Here is a 17,955-nt window from a genome sequence, read left to right on the forward strand (position 1 = left end):
AGCGTTACTTTCCCTGGCCTGTGGTGCGGTTGGCATTGTTCTTCTGTTCCTGTGCGGCGGCCGCGCGTGACTCGGCGATGCCGACCGCGCGCGCCGATGCAGCCTTCTCGTCCTTCTGCAGTTCCAGCGGCTGGAACGAGCCCTCGGGGGCCAGCCAGCCGCCGCTGAATCCGGCGCGCTCCAGCCCCTTGCGGATGTAGGGGTTCTTCTTCATGACTTCCCACACGAAGTCGTTGCGGTAATTGGCGATCATGGTCAGGATCGGGCCCTGGTCGATGGCGATGTAGTCGCTGGCGACCCAGCCACGATCCGGCACCAGGCGCCCGGTCTTGATCGGAATGTCGTAGCTGAAGCTGGGATTGAACGAATCCAGGAAGCCGTAGCTGGAATAGATGTAATCGCCGAAGCGCTTGTGCATCTCCAGCGTGGCCGGAATGACCTGCTCCGGGGCGAACACGATGGAGGCCACCGCCGCGGTCGGCGCGATGGTGCCGTCGTCGAAGTTCTCGCGCAGGCCGGCGCCGCGCGAGGAGTAGTGGCGGAACTGGCGCTGCTCGCCGCGATATTCCTGGGTGGTGTTCTGCGGACCATCGCTGGCGGTCAGTCCCCACACGTTCTCGCCGTACTCCTTCCACTGCATCGGGTTGGCGATGGCGTACTCGCGCTGGGCCAGCGCGGCCGAGCGGCTGTTGAGGAAGTAGGTGCTGCCGCGCTCGCGCATGTAGGCATCCTGGATATCGCGGAAATCGATCCAGACATGGCTGTACTGGTGGCCGAACAGTGGCCCGAAGGACAGGTATTCCTGGCCCTGGTAGACGCCCCAGTCGTTGTCGTAGGTCCGGGTCCACACCGTCCATGCGTCGGGGCTGACCGGATGGGTGGGCGAGCCGAGGGCAAGGATGTACACCATCATCGCCTCGTTGTAGCCCATCCAGTCGTGGTCGATGAAGCCGCTTTCGGGGAACCAGCCCATCGAGATCAGCGGCGCGCGCTGCTGCAGCCACGGCCAGTCGATCTTCCTGTACAGGGTATCGGCAATCTGCCGGATTTCCTTCTCGCGCGGATCATCGCCGTCGTAATAGGACTGCGCGAACAGCACGCCCATCATCAGCAGCGCGGTATCCACCGACGACAGTTCGACCCAGCTGTCGTAACGGCGGCCTTCCTGCATGTCCAGGAAGTGATAGTAGAAGCCCTTGTAGCCGGCCTTGCCGGTGCGCTGCGGGCCCATCGGCACGTCACGGAAGAATTTCAGCGTCGTCAGCGTGCGGTCGATCGCCTGGTTGCGGCTGACCCAGCCATTCTCGATGCCGATCGGATAGGCGGTGAGCGCGAAGCCGACCGAGGCGATGCTGGCGAACGGGCGTGACGGATAACGGTCCGGTGTCAGGCCGTTCACTTCATTGGTGGTGTCCCAGAAAAACTGGAAGGTGCGGCGTTCAATGTCATCGAACAGCGGCGGCAGTTCCGGCTTCATCGGCCGCGGCGGTGCGTCGGCCTCGATCAGGATCACCGGCGGCCGGGGTTTGGCGGGCTCCTGCTGGGCCGGCTTGCAGGCGGCGATGGCCAGGGTCATCGCTGCGGCGGACAACAGGTGGCGTGCCTGCATGGCGCGGTTCCTCCGGTGGACTGATCGATGGGAAAGCATAACGTCCAATGATCTGAAATCGTTTACAAACCACACATTTAAAAAAGCCACGGGAACGTGGCCTGACAGCGCGATCATCGCAGTTGCCGATGCCGCCGGCGAACCGGCGGCATCGACTCCTGCAGCAGGCGTACCCGCTTAGAAGCGGAAGCCCACTTCCGCCTTGATCTGGCGGGGCGTACCGATGATGTCACCGGTCTCGTTGTAGCTGGCCTGCAGCTTGCCGTTGGTCTTGACGTAGTTGTAGGTGGAGAAGTTGTCGAAATCGAACACGTTGATGATGTCCAGACGAGCGTACAGCTCGGTATCACCCGGCATCTTGAACGTCTTCGTCGCCTGCAGGTCGACCGAGCGGTAGCCGAAGATCTTGCCACCCACCAGGAACTTGCCGTTGGCGTTGGGCACGGCCGCCTGCGGGGTCGGCAGGGTGTAGCCGCTGGCCTGCGGCACGGGGTACCAGTCGTTGACGGCCGTCGGAGTTGCCAGGGTGATCTTGCCGCCGAAGGTGATGCCCCAGAAGCCCGCGTACGAACCGGTCACCACCAAGCGGTGACGGGGGGCACCGTTGGAACGGATGGTCGGGTAATCGCCGATCAGGCCGCGGTCGAAGGCGTACTTCTCGTTGATGTCGCGGTTGTGGCGTGCGGTGGTCCAGGTGTAGGCGATCGAGGTGCCCCAGCCGCTTTCCTTGGTGAACGGCTTCTGCGCCGACAGCAGCACCTGCGTGGCACGGGTCTTGATGCCCTGCTGGCCGATGATCAGGCTGCCGAAGCCCGGCACGTTGCAGCTCCAGGCCTGGCTCAGGCCCGGCTCGGTACCGCCGCACAGGCGCGGATCATCGAAGAACTGGCCGGTCGGGTAACGGTTGCCCAGGGTGAAGGCGAAACCGTCGTAGCTCAGGGTGCGGGCGATGGTGGCATCGGTCAGCCAGTCACCGATCTGGTTGCTCATGCCCAGGCTGAACTGATCCGAGTACGGCGCCTTCAGCTTGTTGTTCAGCAGGTCGACCTCCAGGCCGGCGTTGCTGGTCGAACCCACCAGCGCCTGCAGGTTGCCGATGCCGTTGAGCAGGTTCGGATTCCAGTCGTAGCAGGCGGCCTGACCGTTGATGCAGGTCCCGGTGGCCGGGTTGCGGAAGTAGATGGTCGGCTGCGGCAGGGCCAGCTTGGTGGTCTCCAGCTGCAGGTTGTCGAACAGGTCGCGGTCGTAGGAACGGCCGGCACCACCGTGGATCACATGCTGCTCGTCGGCGTTGATGTCATACGAGAAGCCCAGGCGCGGCTGCCAGGCGTCCTTGAATGCCTTGCGGTTGTGACCGTTGCTGATGTAGTCGCTGATGTCCAGGCCGCCCAGCGCCAGCGAATCGGCGTAGGTCTGGCCAGCGGGTGCGCGCGGATCCTGCGAATAGATGGCATCGACCACCTGCTGCGGGGTCACGAAGTCCAGGTAGGACGGGGTCTTCTCGTAGTCCCAGCGCAGGCCGATGTTCAGCTGCAGGTGGTCATTGACCTGCCAGTCGTCCTGGATGAACACGCCGTACTGCTTGGACTTGGAGCGTACTTCGCCGGACACGCCCGACACGCCGGTCACCGGCTTGACGAACTGCGCCTTGTACGGAATCGAGTCCGGGAAGTCCGGATCACCCAGGGTGTAGGTGAAGGTCGGGTTGATCTGCGCCGCATCGGAAGCGTACAGGTCGATCTGCTTGTACTTCACGCCCATCTTGATGGTGTGGTCGCCAGCCCACTGGATGCCATCCAGGGTCAGGTTGTCTTCGATCGACCAGCCCTTCTGGCCCTTCACCTGCGAGTCCAGTGCCGAGGCGCCACCGATCTTCACGATCGTGCGGTCTTCAGGACCGTCCGGCGCGGTGTACGTGATGCCGTTGGCCAGGGTCAGCGGGGTCGGGTTGTTGAACGAATCTTCGTGGGTGACCATCAATTCGTTGTAGTAGCGCTCGCCGCTGTGGTTCCAGCGCAGCGCGTAACGACGGTCGGTATTGACCACTTCACGGCCGGCTTCCGGCGAGGTCTGGCCACTGAACTGCGACTGCGTTTCGTCGCGGTCCTGGAAGGTCAGCTCGATGCGATCGTTGTCGGTCGGCTCGAAGTCGATCTTGCCGAAGATCAGGTCCTGCTGGAACGGCTGGCTGGCCGGGCCGAGACCGGCGGCGCCGGCGGGCGGCAGCAGACCGGCGGCACCGGTGACCGCACCGTCCGGTGCGATGGTGACCGGCAGGTCGAAGCGCTTGGCTTCGTAGGTCACGAAGAAGTGGGCCTTGTCCTGGATGATCGGGCCGCCCAGCGCGAAGCCGTATTCCTTCTCGGCCGACACCTGCTTGTCCTTGCCGCCCTGGCGTTCGGCCGGGGTCTTGGCGCGCATGTCCTCGTCGGTGTAGCGATAGAACGCCTCACCCTTGAATTCGTTGGTGCCGGACTTGGTCGCGGCGGTCACCGCAGCGCTCGAGACCTGGCCGTACTCGGCCTTGTAGTTGCCGCTGATGACCTTGTATTCGCCAATGGCCAGCTGCGGGAAGGGGTTGCCGGCGCTGCCGGACTGGCCGGCCACACCGCCGCCCTTGACGTAGCTCTTCTGGCCCACGCCATCGATGTACACGTTGGTGCCATCGGCATTGGTGGCGCCGCCGCGCAGCGAGGTGTTGCCCTTCGCATCACGGGTGAAGATCAGGCCCGGCACCGCGTCGGCGAACTCCAGGAAGTTGCGCGACACCTGCGGAGTGGTCTGGATCTGCTGCAGGCTGACGGTCTTGCCGACTTCGGACGTGCGCACTTCCTGCAGCAGGGTCGGCGCGACGACGTTGACGGTGTCCAGGTTGGTGGCCGCGGTTGAACCCGGGGTACTGCTGGCAGCGCCAGCGAAGTTCAGGGTGGCGGTGGAGGCCACGGTCACGGTGACCTTCTGGGTCTGGCCGTTGGCCACCACGTCGTAGGTGCCCGGGTCCAGGCCCATCAGCGAGTAGCTGCCGTCGGCGCGGACGGTGCCGCGGCGCACGGTGCCGGTCGCAACGTTGGTGGCGGTGACCTCCGAACCGGCCTGTGCGCCGGCAACCTGGCCGCGCAGGCTGGCGTTGGCCGACTGCGCCAGGGCGTTTGGGGCGGCGGCCAGCATCAGGCAGCTGACCAGTGCGGTGCTCAGCAGCCGGCGCGCCGGCGTGCGGATAGTGGAATGCATCATCAACTCAATCTCCGGGTGGTGGCGACCGCGTGTGCGGTCCCCTGCGATCAATCAAAAAAGAAGGAACGCCTCCGGCTTCAACGGCCGGATGGCGGAGTGGTGGAATCGCGAACAACGAGACGGGGTACCAGGGTCTGCTTGTCCCCGGCCCCTTCCGTGGAGGTGCCGTCCATCAACTGCATCAGGCGCGTCATCGCCCGATCGCCGAGCTCGGCGATGCTGACCTGCATGGTGGTCAGCGACGGGTGAACGAAACGTGCCAGCGGAATGTCATCAAAACCCGCCAGGGCGACATCGGACGGAACATGGACGCCTGCCTGCGCGAAGGCGTACAGGCAGCCAAGTGCCATCATGTCGTTGGCGGCGAACACGGCATCGGGCAGCGTGCCGGCTGCCAACAACTCCTGACCGGCGCGATGGCCGGAAGCTTCGTCGAAATCACCGGGCAGCTCGATGCCTTCGGCGCTGCCGCCGGCAGCCGCCAGCGCGTCACGGAAGCCGCGCAGGCGCTCGCGCGCGTCGAAGTTGAGGTCCGGGCCAGAAATGAACGCGATGCGCCGGTGACCGGCATCGAGCAGATGACGGGTCATCGCCATTGCGCCCGCGTGGTCGTCGATGCTCAACACCGGATGATCCTGCCCAGGCAGGTAGGTGTTGATCAGTACGGTGGGCAGCGACTGCGGCAGGTTGTCGGTCAGGAAGCCGGGGCTCTCCGCATAGGGCGAGAGCACCAGCAGGCCATCGACACGCCCGCGCATGGCGCGCAGGGCAGCACCCTGCTGCTCCTGGTCGCCGTGGTAGCTGGACACCAGCAGATGCTGGCGGCGACTGCGGGCAACGCCGTCGATGCCGCGCATCAGCTCGGAGAAGAACTCGCCGTACAGGTCCGGCAGCACCACGCCCACCGTGTTGGTGCGGCGGCTGCTCAGGCTGCGGGCGGCGGCGTGCGGGGTGTAACGCAGCCGTGCGGCCACCTCCAGCACAAGCTGGCGGACCGGTTCGGCGACATTTTCATGCCCGTTGAGCGCGCGGGAAACCGTGGCCACGGAGACCCGGGCTTCGCGTGCGACATCCTTGATTGTAATGGCTGCCTTGTTCACGAAGCCGCCCTCCACGGCTTGGACCTACCAGCATTGGCGCGGAATGTAAGCGTTTCCATCGGGGCTTGTAAACTGTCCGTTAGACGAATGTCCTGAAATGGACATGGAAATCTGTCCCTGACGGTCCACGCACGGACCGGCAATGACAGTGCGGGACAAGGGCTCAGCCCTGTTCTGACGGTGCCAGCGCGCGGATGGACAGCGCGTGGATGTCGGTCTCCATCATCGACCCCAATGCGGCGTATACCGCGCGGTGGCGGGCCAGCGGGCCGAGGCCGGCAAAGCGCTCGCTGACCACATGCACGTTGAAATGGCCACGGCCATCGCGCGCGCCAGCGTGGCCGGCATGACGATGACTGTCGTCCTCGATCTCGAGCACGCTCGGGGCCAGCGCCTGCTGCAGCGCATCACGGATCCGCTCGATCCGGTCCGCGTTCACGGCAGCACCTGGCGGAAGGGCCGCACCTGCACCCTTACGTAGACACCTGCGGCCACATAGGGGTCCGCATCGGCCCAGGCCTGCGCCTCCGGCAGCGACCCGAAGCGGGCGATCACCACCGAACCACTGAACCCCGCCGGGCCTGGATCTTCGCTGTCGATCGCCGGACAGGGCCCGGCCAGCAGCAGTCTTCCTTCATCACGCAGCGCGTGCAGCCGCGCCAGGTGTTCCGGCCGGGCCTGCAGCCGTTGCGTCAGCACGTCCTGGCCGTCATAGCCTTCAATCACATACCACACCGGCATTTCCTCGCTCGCGTTGTCGGGTCCGCCGATTCTAGCCAAAGCCCCCTCGCCCTGGCCGCAGCTGGACACTGGCGCGGCAAAGGCTTACCCTAGAGTCCATTGCACGTGGCTGGATGCAGCAACCCGTCGGTTTTTGCGGCCAACGCAGCCCCCGACGACCGACCTGCCGCTTCCGGGCAGGCCACGTAGACGACCTCCCCGTAGTCCCGTCGCTGCCGTCTCCTGCGGCGCGTCCTGCTGTTTGATATGTGTGGAATCGCGCCGAGACAGGCGCGCCTGGTGCCTTGGGGCCCGCGGTGCACGCGCGGCGCCGGGTGCCGCGACTGGTCCGTTGCAATCCTGATGTCCATTAGATGACTTCCGAACTCGCGCTCGACGCGAACCCGCCAACCCGGCCGCCCGCCCCCCAGCAGCAGGAAATGCCGCTGGCCGTCGTGCATGGGCAACCGGTCCTGCAGATCCCGCAGGACCTGTACATCCCGCCGGATGCGCTGGAAGTCATCCTGGATGCCTTCGAAGGTCCGCTGGACCTGCTGCTGTACCTGATCCGCCGGCAGAACCTGGACGTGCTGGACATCCCCGTGGCCGAGATCACCCGGCAGTACGTGGAGTACATCACCGTGATGCGCGAGCTGCGCTTCGAACTGGCGGCCGAGTATCTGGTGATGGCAGCGATCCTGGCCGAGGTGAAGTCGCGCATGCTGCTGCCGCGCCCGGTCAGCGACGAAGGCGATGAAGCCGATCCGCGCGCCGAACTGGTGCGCCGGCTGCAGGAGTACGAACGTTTCAAGCAGGCGGCGGAGGACATCGATGCCCTGCCCCGCCAGGACCGGGACACCACGGTGGCCCATGCCTTCATGCCCGAACGCGCCACGGTGAAACTGCCGCCGCCGGTGGACCTGAAGGAGATGCTGCTGGCACTGCACGATGTGCTCAAGCGCGCCGAGCTGTTCAGCGGCCACGCGATCAAGCGCGAGGCGCTGAGCGTGAGGCAGCGCATGGGCGAAGTGCTCGGCCGCATGGAAGACGGCAGGTTCTACCGTTTTGAAAGCCTGTTCACTGCTGAAGAAGGCAAGCTGGGCGTGCTGGTCACCTTCCTGGCCGTGCTGGAACTGGCCAAGGAGCAACTGCTGGACATCGTCCAGGAGGAACCGCTGGCGGCGATCTACGTGAAGTCGCTGGCGGCCGGCAACACCAATGCCCCGCTGCAGTTCAGCAGCGAGTTCGACGACAACGACGCCGCCAACGAGAACGAGTGAGCGCTGCCTGCCGATGGATCAACCGCTGATCAACCGCATTGTCGAAGGTGCCCTGCTGGCCTCCAGCCAGCCGCTGACCCTGGCCCAGCTGAAGGACCTGTTCCCGGAGGAGGAACCAGCACCGCCGGGCAGCATCGAACGTGCGCTGGAGCACCTGCGCGAAGGCTGCGAAGGCCGCGGCGTGGAACTGGTCGAGGTCGCCTCCGGCTTCCGCTACCAGGTCACCGGCGAGGTGCATGGCTGGATCAGCCGGCTGTGGACCGAACGCAAGACCCGCTACACCCGTGCCACCCTGGAAACGCTGGCGCTGATCGCCTACCGGCAACCGATCACCCGCGGCGAGATCGAGCAGGTGCGCGGCGTCGCTGTCAGCAGCAACATCATCCAGGCACTGGAAGAACGCGAATGGATCCGCGTCGTCGGCCACCGCGACGTGCCCGGCAAGCCGGCACTGTTCGGCACCACCAAGGGCTTCCTGGATTACTTCGGCCTCAAGCGCCTGGATGAGCTGCCGCCGCTGTCGGAGTTGAAGGACCTGGGCGAGCTGGAACCACAGCTGGCCCTGGACCGCGATGCACCGGCTGCCGCCAGCGCCGACGGCCCCGACGTTTCGGCCGAGCCGGACGGGGCCGCCAATGATGATGCCGGCCTGGCCGGTGACAACACCCCGCATTTCGCCGACGCAGTCCCTGCGGCGGCCACCGATGAGCAAGCACCTTCGCCCCTCGATGATGGGCACCCCGATTCCGCGCCGGGCGAGCGCGCGGTGCCAGTGAACGAACGCGAAGACAACGCCGTCGCGACGACGACCGTGGCTGTTGACCAAGCCGATTCCGAACCAGAGGCCGACCTCGAAACCGTCGGCCGGAGCAAAACTGATGAGTGACACCCCTCGCAAGCTGTCGTTGAACAAGCTCTCGCTCAAGCGCGAAGCCACCTCCGAACAGTTCAAGTTGGAAGAACGCCTGCACAAGGTCCTGGCCCAGGCTGGCCTTGGCTCGCGCCGCGCGCTGGAACAGCGCATCGCCGAAGGCCTGGTCAAGGTCAACGGTGAAGTTGCGCAGACCGGCATGTCGGTCAAGAGCGGCGACAAGATCGAACTGGACGGCCGCGGCTTCGTCGCCACGGCGCTGTCCGAACCCTCGCGCGTGCTGGTCTACAACAAGCCGGAAGGCGAAGTGACCACCCGCGAAGACCCCGAAGGCCGTCCGACCGTGTTCGAATCGCTGCCGCCGCTGAAGGGCGCGCGCTGGATCGCGATCGGTCGCCTCGACATCAACACCACCGGCCTGCTGCTGGCGACCACCGACGGTGAACTGGCCAACGCGATGATGCACCCGTCCTTCGAGGTCGAGCGCGAGTACGTGGTCCGCGTGCGTGCACCGGAAGGCCAGGAAAAGGTGGCCGATGCCATCGTCGACCGCCTTGCCCGTGGCGTCGCGCTGGAAGACGGCCCGGCCAAGTTCGACGAGATCGAACGCATCGGCGGTACCGATTCGCACGACTGGTTCCGCGTCGTGGTCAAGGAAGGCCGCAACCGCGAAGTGCGCCGCCTGTGGGAATCGCAGGGCTGCCAGGTCAGTCGCCTCAAGCGCACCCGCTACGGCCGGGTCAGCCTGCCGCGCGAACTGGCCCGTGGCCAGTCGGTCGAGCTGCCGAGCGCCCAGGTCGAAGCGCTGCGTGCTGAACTGAAGCTGGAAGAAGGCGCTCCGTCGGCCCTCACCCTGCAGCCGGTGATCGGCCAGCGCCGCGCAGCCAAGACCACCGTGCGCGTGCGTGAAGGTGGCCGTGGCAACGCCTACGTCAATGGCCACAGCACGGCCGACGAAGGGCGCGAACTGCGCCGTTTCGACACCCTGCGCGAAGACCGTGGCCGTGGACGCAACGGCAAGGGGGGCGGCTTCAAGGGCGGCCTCACGGTCAGTGGCGAGGCCGCGGCCAAGCAGTCGCAGAAGCCGTTCAAGCAGCGCAAGCCGAAGAATGACCGTTCGCTGCCGGAAGGCAATCCGGCTGCGTTCCGCACCTGGTACGTGCCCGATGGCGTCAGCACCGGCCCGAGCGGCCACCGCAACGCCGGTCCGGGCGCGCGTGGTCCGGGCGGCGGCCAGGGCCGTCCTTATGGCAAGCCGAAGGGTCCGGGCGCCGCAGGCGGCCAGGGTCGCGGTGGCGCCGGTGGCCAGGGCCGTCCCGGCGCGGGCAACCGCAGCCAGGGCGCGCAGGGCAACAAGCATCCGTACGGGCATCCGGGCAACGCCCCGAGCTTCCCGTCCGACCACGCCAACCCGGGCTTCAATCCGTATGGCAGCCCGAAGCCGGCGCAGGGTGCCCGTCCGGGCAGCCGCGGTCCCGGCGGCGGCAACCGTGGCCCGGGTGGCCCCGGTGGCAATCGCGGCCCCGGCGGTCCGGGGGGCAACCGCGGTGCGGGCGGCCCCGGCGGCAATCGTGGCCCGGGTGGCCCCCGTCGCGGCGGCCCGCGCGGCGGCTGATCGGCAGCACGCCTGACATGAAAAACCCCGGCATTGGCCGGGGTTTTTCGTTATCGGGTGCCGCCGCGACGGGAACCGGTCAACGCCGGCTGATGGTGAAGGCCGTGCCGTCCACACCCAGGTCCCAGCCCTTGCCGGTACCGGACAGCGCCAGCGAGATGTCGCCCTTGGTCATCACCTGCGCATTGCTGGATTTCACCGCACCGGCATGAGCCCCCACCGACGCGTAGGTACCGAGCAGTTCATCCACGCTGACGGCGCCGGTGAAGCTGCCGCGCCCGTCGGTGATCTTCGATTTGCCGACGGTCAGGCCACCGCCCTTCATCTGGATGCGCACCGGCAGACTGGCACCGTTGCTGCAGCTGACGGTGCCGGTGCCCGAGGCCGTCTTGTAGATCAGCGACCAGCCGGACAGGTTGTAGCGCAGGTGGCAGTCGAGGTTGCCACCGGCATGCGCGGCCGGAGCCAGGGAGGTGGCGGCCAGCGCCAGCAGCAGGGCAAGGGACTTGTTCATCGGCAGGACTTCCACAGCGTTCGGACTGCCGGCGAATCTAGCAGCGCGCGCGTGCAGGGTGAATGCAGGCGCGCGCGGTGATGCGGGCAGCGTTCAGCCCTTCGCTCAGGCCTGCACGTCCAGATGGAAGGCGTCGGCATCGAGCATCGCCGGGAAGCGCGCACGGTGCAGCGCCAGCGCGTCGGCCGAAATGGTGGTGGTCACCACCTGCTCGCGCTCGCGGATCTCCACCTGCGGCTGGCCGAGAAAATCCAGCACGGCGCTGTCGCCGGCATAGTGCAGCTGGTTGCCGTCCACGCCGACACGGTTGACCGCAGCGACGAAGCACAGGTTCTCGATGGCGCGTGCGCGCAGCAGTGTCTTCCACGCGTAGGCACGCGCCGAGGGCCAGTTGGCAACGAAGATCTGCAGATCGAAATCCAGCTGTTCCGGCCGTTCCACGTTGTAGCGGTTGCGGCAGAACACCGGGAACCGTAGGTCGTAGCAGACCTGCGGATTGATGCGCCAGCCCTTCCACTCCACGCAGAGGCGGTCGCGGCCGGCGGCATAGCGCTCGTGCTCGCCGCCATAGCGGAACAGGTGGCGCTTGTCGTAGTACTGCAGTCCACCGTCGGGGGTCGCGAACAGCAGCCGGTTGTACACGCCCGCGCCGTCGCGCAACTGCACACTGCCGACCACTGCCGCGTTCAAGGCCCTGGCCTGTTCGCGCACCCAGGCCACGGTCGGGCCATCCATGCCTTCAGCCTGGGCAATGGCCTCGTTGGAGAAGCCACTGGTGAAGGTCTCGGGGAGGATGACCAGATCTGTGGTGCCGGCGAGCGGCGCCAGCAGCGCGCCATAGTAGGTGCGGTTGCCGGCCGGGTCGTGCCAGCGGGTGTCGCCCTGGACGAGGGAAATGCGCAGATCCTGCATGGTCGTCACTCCGCTCACAGCAGGCGCAGGCGTTCGATCGCCGCGTCCAGGGTCGCCTCGTTCTTGGCGAAGCACAGCCGTACCAGGCGCTGGCCGGTCGGTGCGGTTTCGTAGAACGGCGACAGCGGGATGGCGGTGACGCCCTTCTCGATGGTCAGCCACTTCACGAACTCATGGTCGGGCAGATCGCTGATGGCCGAGTAATCGACCAGCTGGAAGTAGCCGCCCGGCACCGGCAGCGGCCTCAGCCGCGTACCGGCCAGCTGCTCGCGGAAGCGGTCACGCTTGGCCTGGTAGAACGCGCCCAGTTCCAGGTGGTGCTCCGGTTCGTCGCGGATCATCGCGGCAAAGCCATACTGGGCCGGGCCGAAGCTGGTGAAGGTGTTGTACTGGTGCACCTTGCGGAATTCCGCGGTCAGCAGCGGCGGCGCCACCGCATAACCGATCTTCCAGCCGGTGCAGTGGTAGGTCTTGCCGAAGCTGGAGATGACGAAGGTCCGCTCGCGCAGTTCCGGGTAGCGCAGCGCCGATTCGTGGCGGCGGCCATCGTAGATGATGTGCTCGTACACCTCATCGGAAATCAGGTAGATCTGCGTGCCACGCAGCACCTCGGCCAGCGCCTGCATGTCGGCCTCGTCCAGCATCGCACCGGAGGGGTTGTGCGGGGTGTTGACCATCAGCATGCGGGTGCGCGGCGTGATGGCCGCACGCACGCGGTCCCAGTCCACGGCGAACGTCTGCGGGTCCAGCGGCACGTGCACGGCGGTTGCGCCGGCCAGCTCGATGGCCGGCTCGTAGCAGTCATATGCGGGGTCCAGCACGATCACCTCCTCGCCGGCACGCACCACGGCGTGGATGGCGTTGAAGATGGCCTCGGTCGCGCCGCTGGTGACGGTGATTTCGGTGTCCGGGTCGACCTGGGCGCCATACAGGTCCAGTGACTTCTGCGCGATGGCCTGGCGCAGCGGCGCCACACCGGTCATCGGCGGATACTGGTTCAGGCCGGCCGCCATCGCCCTGGCGGTTTCGTCGATCAGGCGCTGCGGCGCGGAAAAATCCGGAAACCCCTGGCCCAGATTGACTGCACCGTGCTCGGCAGCGAGCTGGGACATGACGGTGAAGATGGTGGTACCGACCTTGGGCAGCTTGGTGGTGGGTTGCATCGGCCTGGGCTAATGGGAACAAGGGCTGGAAGTGTACGAAATCCGGACCCGGCCTGCGGCGCGGGCCGGTCGTGACGGGTCATGCCGGGCGGCTGTTTGCACATGCCCTTTCAGCGGGATACCGCGCTTGACGCTCGCCGGGCGTGGCCCGGCGCTACCGGGCGGATTTCATCGCTACAATTGCCGCCGCACTCCGGCATGAAGATCCCTGCCCCTTGGACACCCCTGCATTGCTGGCCGCCAGCGGCCTGAGCTTCTCGCGCAATGACGCGCCCGTGTTCGGCCCGCTGGACTTCCACGTGGATGCTGGCGAGGCGCTGCTCGTGCAGGGCGGCAACGGTGCCGGCAAGACCACCCTGCTGCGCGTGCTCGCCGGCCTTGCGCGACCCGGCGCCGGCCAGGTGCGGATCGACGGCAGGCCCGCCAGCAACGCCGAACGGGCGCGCTACGTCGCCTATCTCAGCCATCTTCCCGCGCTGAAGCCGGACCTGGACACACTGGAGAACCTGCACTTCCTGTGCGGCCTGCACGGGCGCCGGGCGCGGCAGATGCCGGGCAATGCACTGGCCATCGTCGGCCTGGCCGGGTATGAGGACACCCTGGTGCGGCACCTGTCGGCCGGACAGAAGCGGCGGCTGGCGCTGGCCCGCATCTGGCTCTCGCCCGCCCCGCTGTGGCTGCTCGACGAGCCCTACGCCAACCTCGACCTGGAGGGCATCACCCTGGTCAACCGGATGATTTCGGCACACCTGCGTGCAGGTGGCGCCGCCCTGGTCACCACCCATGGGGCCTACGCCGCACCACCGGTGCGTACCCGCCAGCTCGACCTCGGCGGTGCCGCATGATCGCCCCGGGTACCGAACCGGGCCTGTGGCAGACCGCGCGCGCCCTGGTCAGGCGTGACCTGCGCCTGCTCTGGCGCCGCCGCGGCGATGCGTTGCAGCCGCTGCTGTTCGCCCTGCTGGTAGTGGTGCTGTTCGCACTGGCACAGGGACGCGATCCACAGCCGCTGGCGGCGACCGCTGGTGCAGTGCTGTGGCTGGCGGTGCTGCTGGCCGGGCAGCTTGCGCTGGATTCGCTGTTCCGCTCCGACGCCGAGGATGGCTCGCTGGAGCAATGGCTGCTGGCACCGGTGCCACTGGCGTGGCTGGTGCTGGTGCGGGTGCTGCTGCACTGGGCCACCACGGCCCTGCCACTGATCGTACTGAGCCCGCTGCTGGCGGAAATGCTGCATCTGCCGCATGACCAGCTGCCGATGTTGCTGGCATCGTTGCTGCTGGGAACACCGTTGCTGAGCCTGATCGGTGGTGTGGTCGCTGCACTGACCGTGGGCATCCGGCGCTCTGGTATTCTCGTGGCGTTGCTGTCGTTGCCGTTGTACGTACCGGTGCTGGTCTTCGGTGCAGGCAGCCTGGCTGCAGCCAGCCGTGGACAGGATCCGGTCGGCGCGCTGCTGATGCTGGGTGCCGGCCTGCTGGTGGCACTGGTGCTGGCACCGCTGGCGACTGCCGCTGCGATTCGTATTTCTCTGAGTTGATCGAGCTGAGAGCCAATCCACCCCTGCTGGATAGCCGTCACGCATGAATCCGATTGTCCGCTGGTTCCACCAACTCGGTTCTCCGCCCACGTTCGATCGTTTCGCCGCCCGCTGGTCGCGGGTGTTCTACCTCGCGGCCGTGCCGGTCCTGCTTGTCGGAATCTGGCAGGCATTGCTGGTGGTGCCGCCGGAAGCCCGGCAGCTGGACAGTTTCCGCATCCTCTACATCCATGTGCCCAGCGCCTGGATGAGCCTGTTCGTATTCGCGCTGATGGCGCTGTACGCCGCCATTGCCCTGATCTGGCGGATCAAGGTCTGCGAGATCCTGGCCATGGCGTGCGCGCCGATGGGCGCGGGGTTCACGCTGATCACCCTGCTCACCGGCAGCATCTGGGGCAAGGGCACGTGGGGGACCTGGTGGGACTGGGACCCGCGCATGACCAGCGAACTGGTGCTGCTGTTCCTGTATCTGGGCGTGATCGGCCTGTACCACGCCATCGAGGATCGCCGCAGTGCCGCCCGTGCGGCCGGCCTGCTGGCCATCGTCGGCGTCAGCCTGCTGCCGGTGATCCGCTATTCCGTGGACTGGTGGGGTGGGTTGCACCAGCGCCAGTCGATCAACGTGTTCGGTGAATCGGCCATCGACAGTGCGATGATCGCCCCGCTGTGGTGGATGGTGATCGGTACCAAGTTCTGGTTCGCCGGTTCGGTGCTGGCCAAGGCGCGCGCCGACAATCTCGACCGCGAGGCCGGCAAGGCCTGGGTCGGTGGCCGCATCGACGCCGCGCAGGCTGCTGCGGAGAACCCGCAATGAGCCACCTGCCCTACGTGATCGGTGCGTACGCGGTGTTCGTGCTGGTGCTCTGCGCCGACGCGCTCGGCTCCTGGCTGCGCCTGCGCGCCGCCCGGCGCATGGCACAGGCCCGGCAGCAGCGGCAGCAGGCACGTGCCAGCGCCCAGGATGTCCCACCGTCGCTGTCCACGGAGCTGGAACGATGACACCGGTCCAACGCCGCCGCCTGGCCTGGGTCCTCCTGGCCCTGCTCGCTTCCGGCCTGGCCACCGCGCTTGTGGCGATGGCACTGGAGCGCAACATTGCCTACCTGTACACGCCCTCCGAAGTGCTGCGTGGCGACGTCGAGCCGCAATCTCGGTTCCGCCTCGGCGGCATGGTGGTGAAGGGTTCCTTCAATCGCCCGCCCGGCTCGCTGGAAGCCCACTTCCTGGTCACCGATGGCGATGCCCAGCTGGCGGTGACGACCTCGCGCATCCTGCCGGACATGTTCGCCGAAGGCACGGCCGTGGTCGCCAGCGGCCGCCTGCAGGAGGGCGCGCTGCAGAACGCCGTGTTCGTCGCCGACGAAGTGCTGGCCAAGCACGACGAGCAGTACGTGCCGAAGGAAGTGGCCGACAAGATGGGCCAGGCCCATCTCAAGCACGACGTGCCGGTGATGGCACCCGAGGTCCGCTGAGTGCTGCCCGAACTGGGTCAGATCCTGCTGCTGTGCGCACTGCTGGCGTCGCTGCTGCTGGCCGGCCTGCCGCTGGCCGGCGCCCATCGCGGCAACGCGGCGTGGATGGCGGTGGCACAGCCGGCCGCTTACGCGCAGCTGCTGCTGGTGGCCGGTGCATTCGCGGTGCTGACCGCCACCTTCGTGCAGCAGGACTTCTCGGTGCGCTACGTGGCCGAGAACTCCAACTCTCTGCTGCCACTCATCTACCGCTACTCGGCGGTGTGGGGCGCGCACGAAGGCTCGCTGCTGATGTGGGCGCTGGTGCTCGCGCTGTGGACCGGCGCGGTCGCGCTGTTCTCACGGCACCTGCCCCGGCACGTGCAGGCGCGCGTGTTGGCGGTGATGGGCATCGTCAGCGTGGGCTTCCTCGCCTTCCTGATCTTCACCTCCAACCCGTTCCTGCGCTTGAACCCGGCCCCGCTGGAGGGCCGTGACCTCAATCCGCTGCTGCAGGATCCGGGGCTGATCATCCACCCGCCGATGCTGTACCTGGGCTACGTGGGTTTCGCGGTGCCGTTCGCCTTCGCCGTGGCCGCGCTGCTGGAGGGACGCGTGGACGCACGCTGGCTGCGCTGGACGCGGCCGTGGACCAATGTCGCCTGGGCGTTCCTGACCCTGGGCATCGCCCTGGGCAGCTGGTGGGCCTACTACGAACTGGGCTGGGGCGGCTGGTGGTTCTGGGATCCGGTCGAGAACGCCAGCTTCATGCCATGGCTGGTCGGCGCCGCACTGATCCACTCCCAAGCGGTCACCGAGAAGCGCGGCACCTTCGGCAGCTGGACCCTGCTGCTGGCGATCGCCGCATTCGCGCTGTCGCTGCTGGGCACGTTCCTGGTGCGCTCCGGCGTGCTGACCAGCGTGCACTCGTTCGCCGCCGATCCTTCGCGGGGCCTGTTCATCCTCGTGTTCCTGTCACTGCTGGTGGGTGGAAGCCTGCTGCTGTACGCGCTGCGCGCGGGCCAGCTGAGCATCGACGCCGATGATGCCCGCCGCGGCTTCACCGCCACCTCGCGCGAAACGCTGCTGCTGGCCAACAACCTGCTGCTGGCCACCGCCTGCGCGATGGTCCTGCTCGGCACGCTGTACCCGCTGCTGGCCGATGCGCTGGCGCTGGGCAAGATTTCGGTCGGCCCACCCTACTTCGGCAGCCTGTTCCTGCTGTTGATGGCGCCGTTGGTGCTGCTGCTGCCCTTCGGCCCGCTGGTGAAATGGCAGCGCGACCAGCCTTCGCGCGCCATGGCCCTGCTCGCCCCCTGGCTCGGTCTGGCGGTACTGCTCGGTGCGCTGGCCTGGTGGCAGGCGCCGCAGAACGGATGGAAAGCCGGCATCGGCGTCGCCGCGGCGGCCTGGGTCGCGCTGGGCACCGCCCGCTTCGTCTGGCAGCGGTTGCGTGGCAATGGCCGCTTTACTGCCGAAATGCTCGGCATGATCGTTGCCCATGCCGGCGTCGCCGTGTTTCTGGCGGGCGCGTTGCTGGTGGAAGCACTGAACGTGCAGCGCGAAGTGGCGCTGGCACCGGGCCAGCAGATCGTGGTCGGCGGTCACGAAGTGCGCTTCGAAGGCGTGGATCACCGCGAGGGCCCCAACTTCATTGCCGACCGCGGTCATCTGCGGGTATTCCGCGACGGCCGCGAACTGGCCCTGCTGCATCCGGAGAAGCGGCAGTACGCCAGCGGTGGCCAGGTGATGACCGAGGCCGGCATCGATGCGCGCATCGGCGGTGATGTCTACGTGGCATTGGGTGAGCCGCTGGGCAACAATGCATGGGCGGTCCGCGTCCACATCAAACCGTTCGTGCGCTGGATCTGGCTGGGCGCGCTGCTGATGGCCCTGGGCGGATTCATCACCGCCGCTGACCGCCGCTTCCGTCGTCCGTAGGAGTTCCC

The 17,955-nt window shown here is 67.0% G+C and carries 17 protein-coding genes; 9 read left to right on the plus strand and 8 right to left on the minus strand.

Going from position 1 to position 17,955, the window contains the following annotated elements:
- Positions 1 to 4: 4 nt before the first annotated feature.
- The 5 genes from N5J29_RS06475 to N5J29_RS06495 form a co-directional block, all read right to left on the minus strand.
- Complete coding sequence (locus N5J29_RS06475) at positions 5 to 1,609, minus strand: glucoamylase family protein (RefSeq protein ID WP_053516886.1); 1,605 nt, start codon at positions 1,607 to 1,609, stop codon at positions 5 to 7.
- Between the two features lie 177 nt (positions 1,610 to 1,786).
- Complete coding sequence (locus N5J29_RS06480; protein ID WP_053516885.1) at positions 1,787 to 4,843, minus strand: TonB-dependent receptor; 3,057 nt, start codon at positions 4,841 to 4,843, stop codon at positions 1,787 to 1,789.
- A gap of 77 nt (positions 4,844 to 4,920) precedes the next feature.
- Entirely contained in the window at positions 4,921 to 5,958 is a 1,038-nt protein-coding gene (locus N5J29_RS06485; protein WP_053516884.1) for a LacI family DNA-binding transcriptional regulator, read from the minus strand.
- A 148-nt stretch (positions 5,959 to 6,106) separates the two neighbouring features.
- Entirely contained in the window at positions 6,107 to 6,382 is a 276-nt protein-coding gene (locus tag N5J29_RS06490) for a BolA family protein (protein ID WP_053516883.1), read from the minus strand.
- Positions 6,379 to 6,678 carry a YciI family protein gene (locus tag N5J29_RS06495; RefSeq protein WP_065175545.1) on the minus strand — a complete coding sequence of 100 codons (300 nt, stop codon included), beginning with the start codon at positions 6,676 to 6,678 and terminating at the stop codon, positions 6,379 to 6,381. Before N5J29_RS06495 ends, N5J29_RS06490 begins: the two co-directional genes overlap by 4 nt.
- A 359-nt stretch (positions 6,679 to 7,037) precedes the next feature.
- Between N5J29_RS06495 and N5J29_RS06500 the strand changes: the two genes are divergently transcribed.
- The 3 genes from N5J29_RS06500 to N5J29_RS06510 are packed head-to-tail and all read left to right on the plus strand — an operon-like array spanning position 7,038 to position 10,429.
- The gene (locus N5J29_RS06500) at positions 7,038 to 7,943 is read left to right on the plus strand and encodes a ScpA family protein (protein ID WP_053516881.1); all 906 of its coding nucleotides are present in this window, start codon (positions 7,038 to 7,040) and stop codon (positions 7,941 to 7,943) included.
- A gap of 13 nt (positions 7,944 to 7,956) precedes the next feature.
- The gene (gene scpB, locus N5J29_RS06505) at positions 7,957 to 8,829 is read left to right on the plus strand and encodes an SMC-Scp complex subunit ScpB (protein ID WP_164152678.1); all 873 of its coding nucleotides are present in this window, start codon (positions 7,957 to 7,959) and stop codon (positions 8,827 to 8,829) included.
- Positions 8,822 to 10,429 carry a pseudouridine synthase gene (locus N5J29_RS06510; RefSeq protein WP_053516879.1) on the plus strand — a complete coding sequence of 536 codons (1,608 nt, stop codon included), beginning with the start codon at positions 8,822 to 8,824 and terminating at the stop codon, positions 10,427 to 10,429. Before scpB ends, N5J29_RS06510 begins: the two co-directional genes overlap by 8 nt.
- 79 nt (positions 10,430 to 10,508) lie before the next feature.
- Here the strand turns inward: N5J29_RS06510 and N5J29_RS06515 are convergent, their stop codons facing one another.
- From N5J29_RS06515 to N5J29_RS06525, 3 genes are all read right to left on the minus strand, one after another.
- Positions 10,509 to 10,943 (minus strand): hypothetical protein, encoded by a 435-nt coding sequence (locus N5J29_RS06515; protein WP_053516878.1) that lies wholly within the window; start codon positions 10,941 to 10,943, stop codon positions 10,509 to 10,511.
- A 105-nt stretch (positions 10,944 to 11,048) separates the two neighbouring features.
- Entirely contained in the window at positions 11,049 to 11,855 is an 807-nt protein-coding gene (locus tag N5J29_RS06520) for an amidohydrolase (RefSeq protein ID WP_111186421.1), read from the minus strand.
- A 14-nt stretch (positions 11,856 to 11,869) separates the two neighbouring features.
- On the minus strand, positions 11,870 to 13,018 hold the full coding sequence (locus N5J29_RS06525) for a pyridoxal phosphate-dependent aminotransferase (protein ID WP_164152679.1): 1,149 nt from the start codon (positions 13,016 to 13,018) through the stop codon (positions 11,870 to 11,872).
- Between the two features lie 215 nt (positions 13,019 to 13,233).
- Here N5J29_RS06525 and ccmA point away from each other — a divergent pair, with 215 nt between their 5' ends.
- Genes ccmA through N5J29_RS06555 form a run of 6 tightly spaced genes read left to right on the plus strand, consistent with a single transcriptional unit; the run spans position 13,234 to position 17,947 of the window.
- Complete coding sequence (gene ccmA / locus N5J29_RS06530) at positions 13,234 to 13,863, plus strand: heme ABC exporter ATP-binding protein CcmA (protein WP_053516874.1); 630 nt, start codon at positions 13,234 to 13,236, stop codon at positions 13,861 to 13,863.
- Positions 13,860 to 14,555, plus strand: a complete 696-nt coding sequence (gene ccmB, locus N5J29_RS06535) for a heme exporter protein CcmB (RefSeq protein ID WP_053516872.1) — start codon at positions 13,860 to 13,862, stop codon at positions 14,553 to 14,555. Before ccmA ends, ccmB begins: the two co-directional genes overlap by 4 nt.
- 43 nt (positions 14,556 to 14,598) lie before the next feature.
- The gene (gene ccmC / locus N5J29_RS06540) at positions 14,599 to 15,369 is read left to right on the plus strand and encodes a heme ABC transporter permease CcmC (protein WP_065181944.1); all 771 of its coding nucleotides are present in this window, start codon (positions 14,599 to 14,601) and stop codon (positions 15,367 to 15,369) included.
- A complete protein-coding gene (ccmD, locus tag N5J29_RS06545) occupies positions 15,366 to 15,554 on the plus strand; it encodes a heme exporter protein CcmD (RefSeq protein WP_053516869.1) in 189 nt (62 codons plus the stop codon). The genes ccmC and ccmD overlap by 4 nt, the downstream gene beginning before the upstream one ends.
- Positions 15,551 to 16,027 carry a cytochrome c maturation protein CcmE gene (ccmE, locus tag N5J29_RS06550; RefSeq protein WP_164152681.1) on the plus strand — a complete coding sequence of 159 codons (477 nt, stop codon included), beginning with the start codon at positions 15,551 to 15,553 and terminating at the stop codon, positions 16,025 to 16,027. The genes ccmD and ccmE overlap by 4 nt, the downstream gene beginning before the upstream one ends.
- Positions 16,028 to 17,947 (plus strand): heme lyase CcmF/NrfE family subunit, encoded by a 1,920-nt coding sequence (locus tag N5J29_RS06555; RefSeq protein ID WP_164152683.1) that lies wholly within the window; start codon positions 16,028 to 16,030, stop codon positions 17,945 to 17,947.
- Positions 17,948 to 17,955 lie beyond the last annotated feature (8 nt).

Origin of the sequence: Stenotrophomonas sp. GD03680 (assembly GCF_029844625.1) — a bacterium.
Classification (GTDB): Bacteria; Pseudomonadota; Gammaproteobacteria; order Xanthomonadales; family Xanthomonadaceae; genus Stenotrophomonas; species Stenotrophomonas maltophilia_P.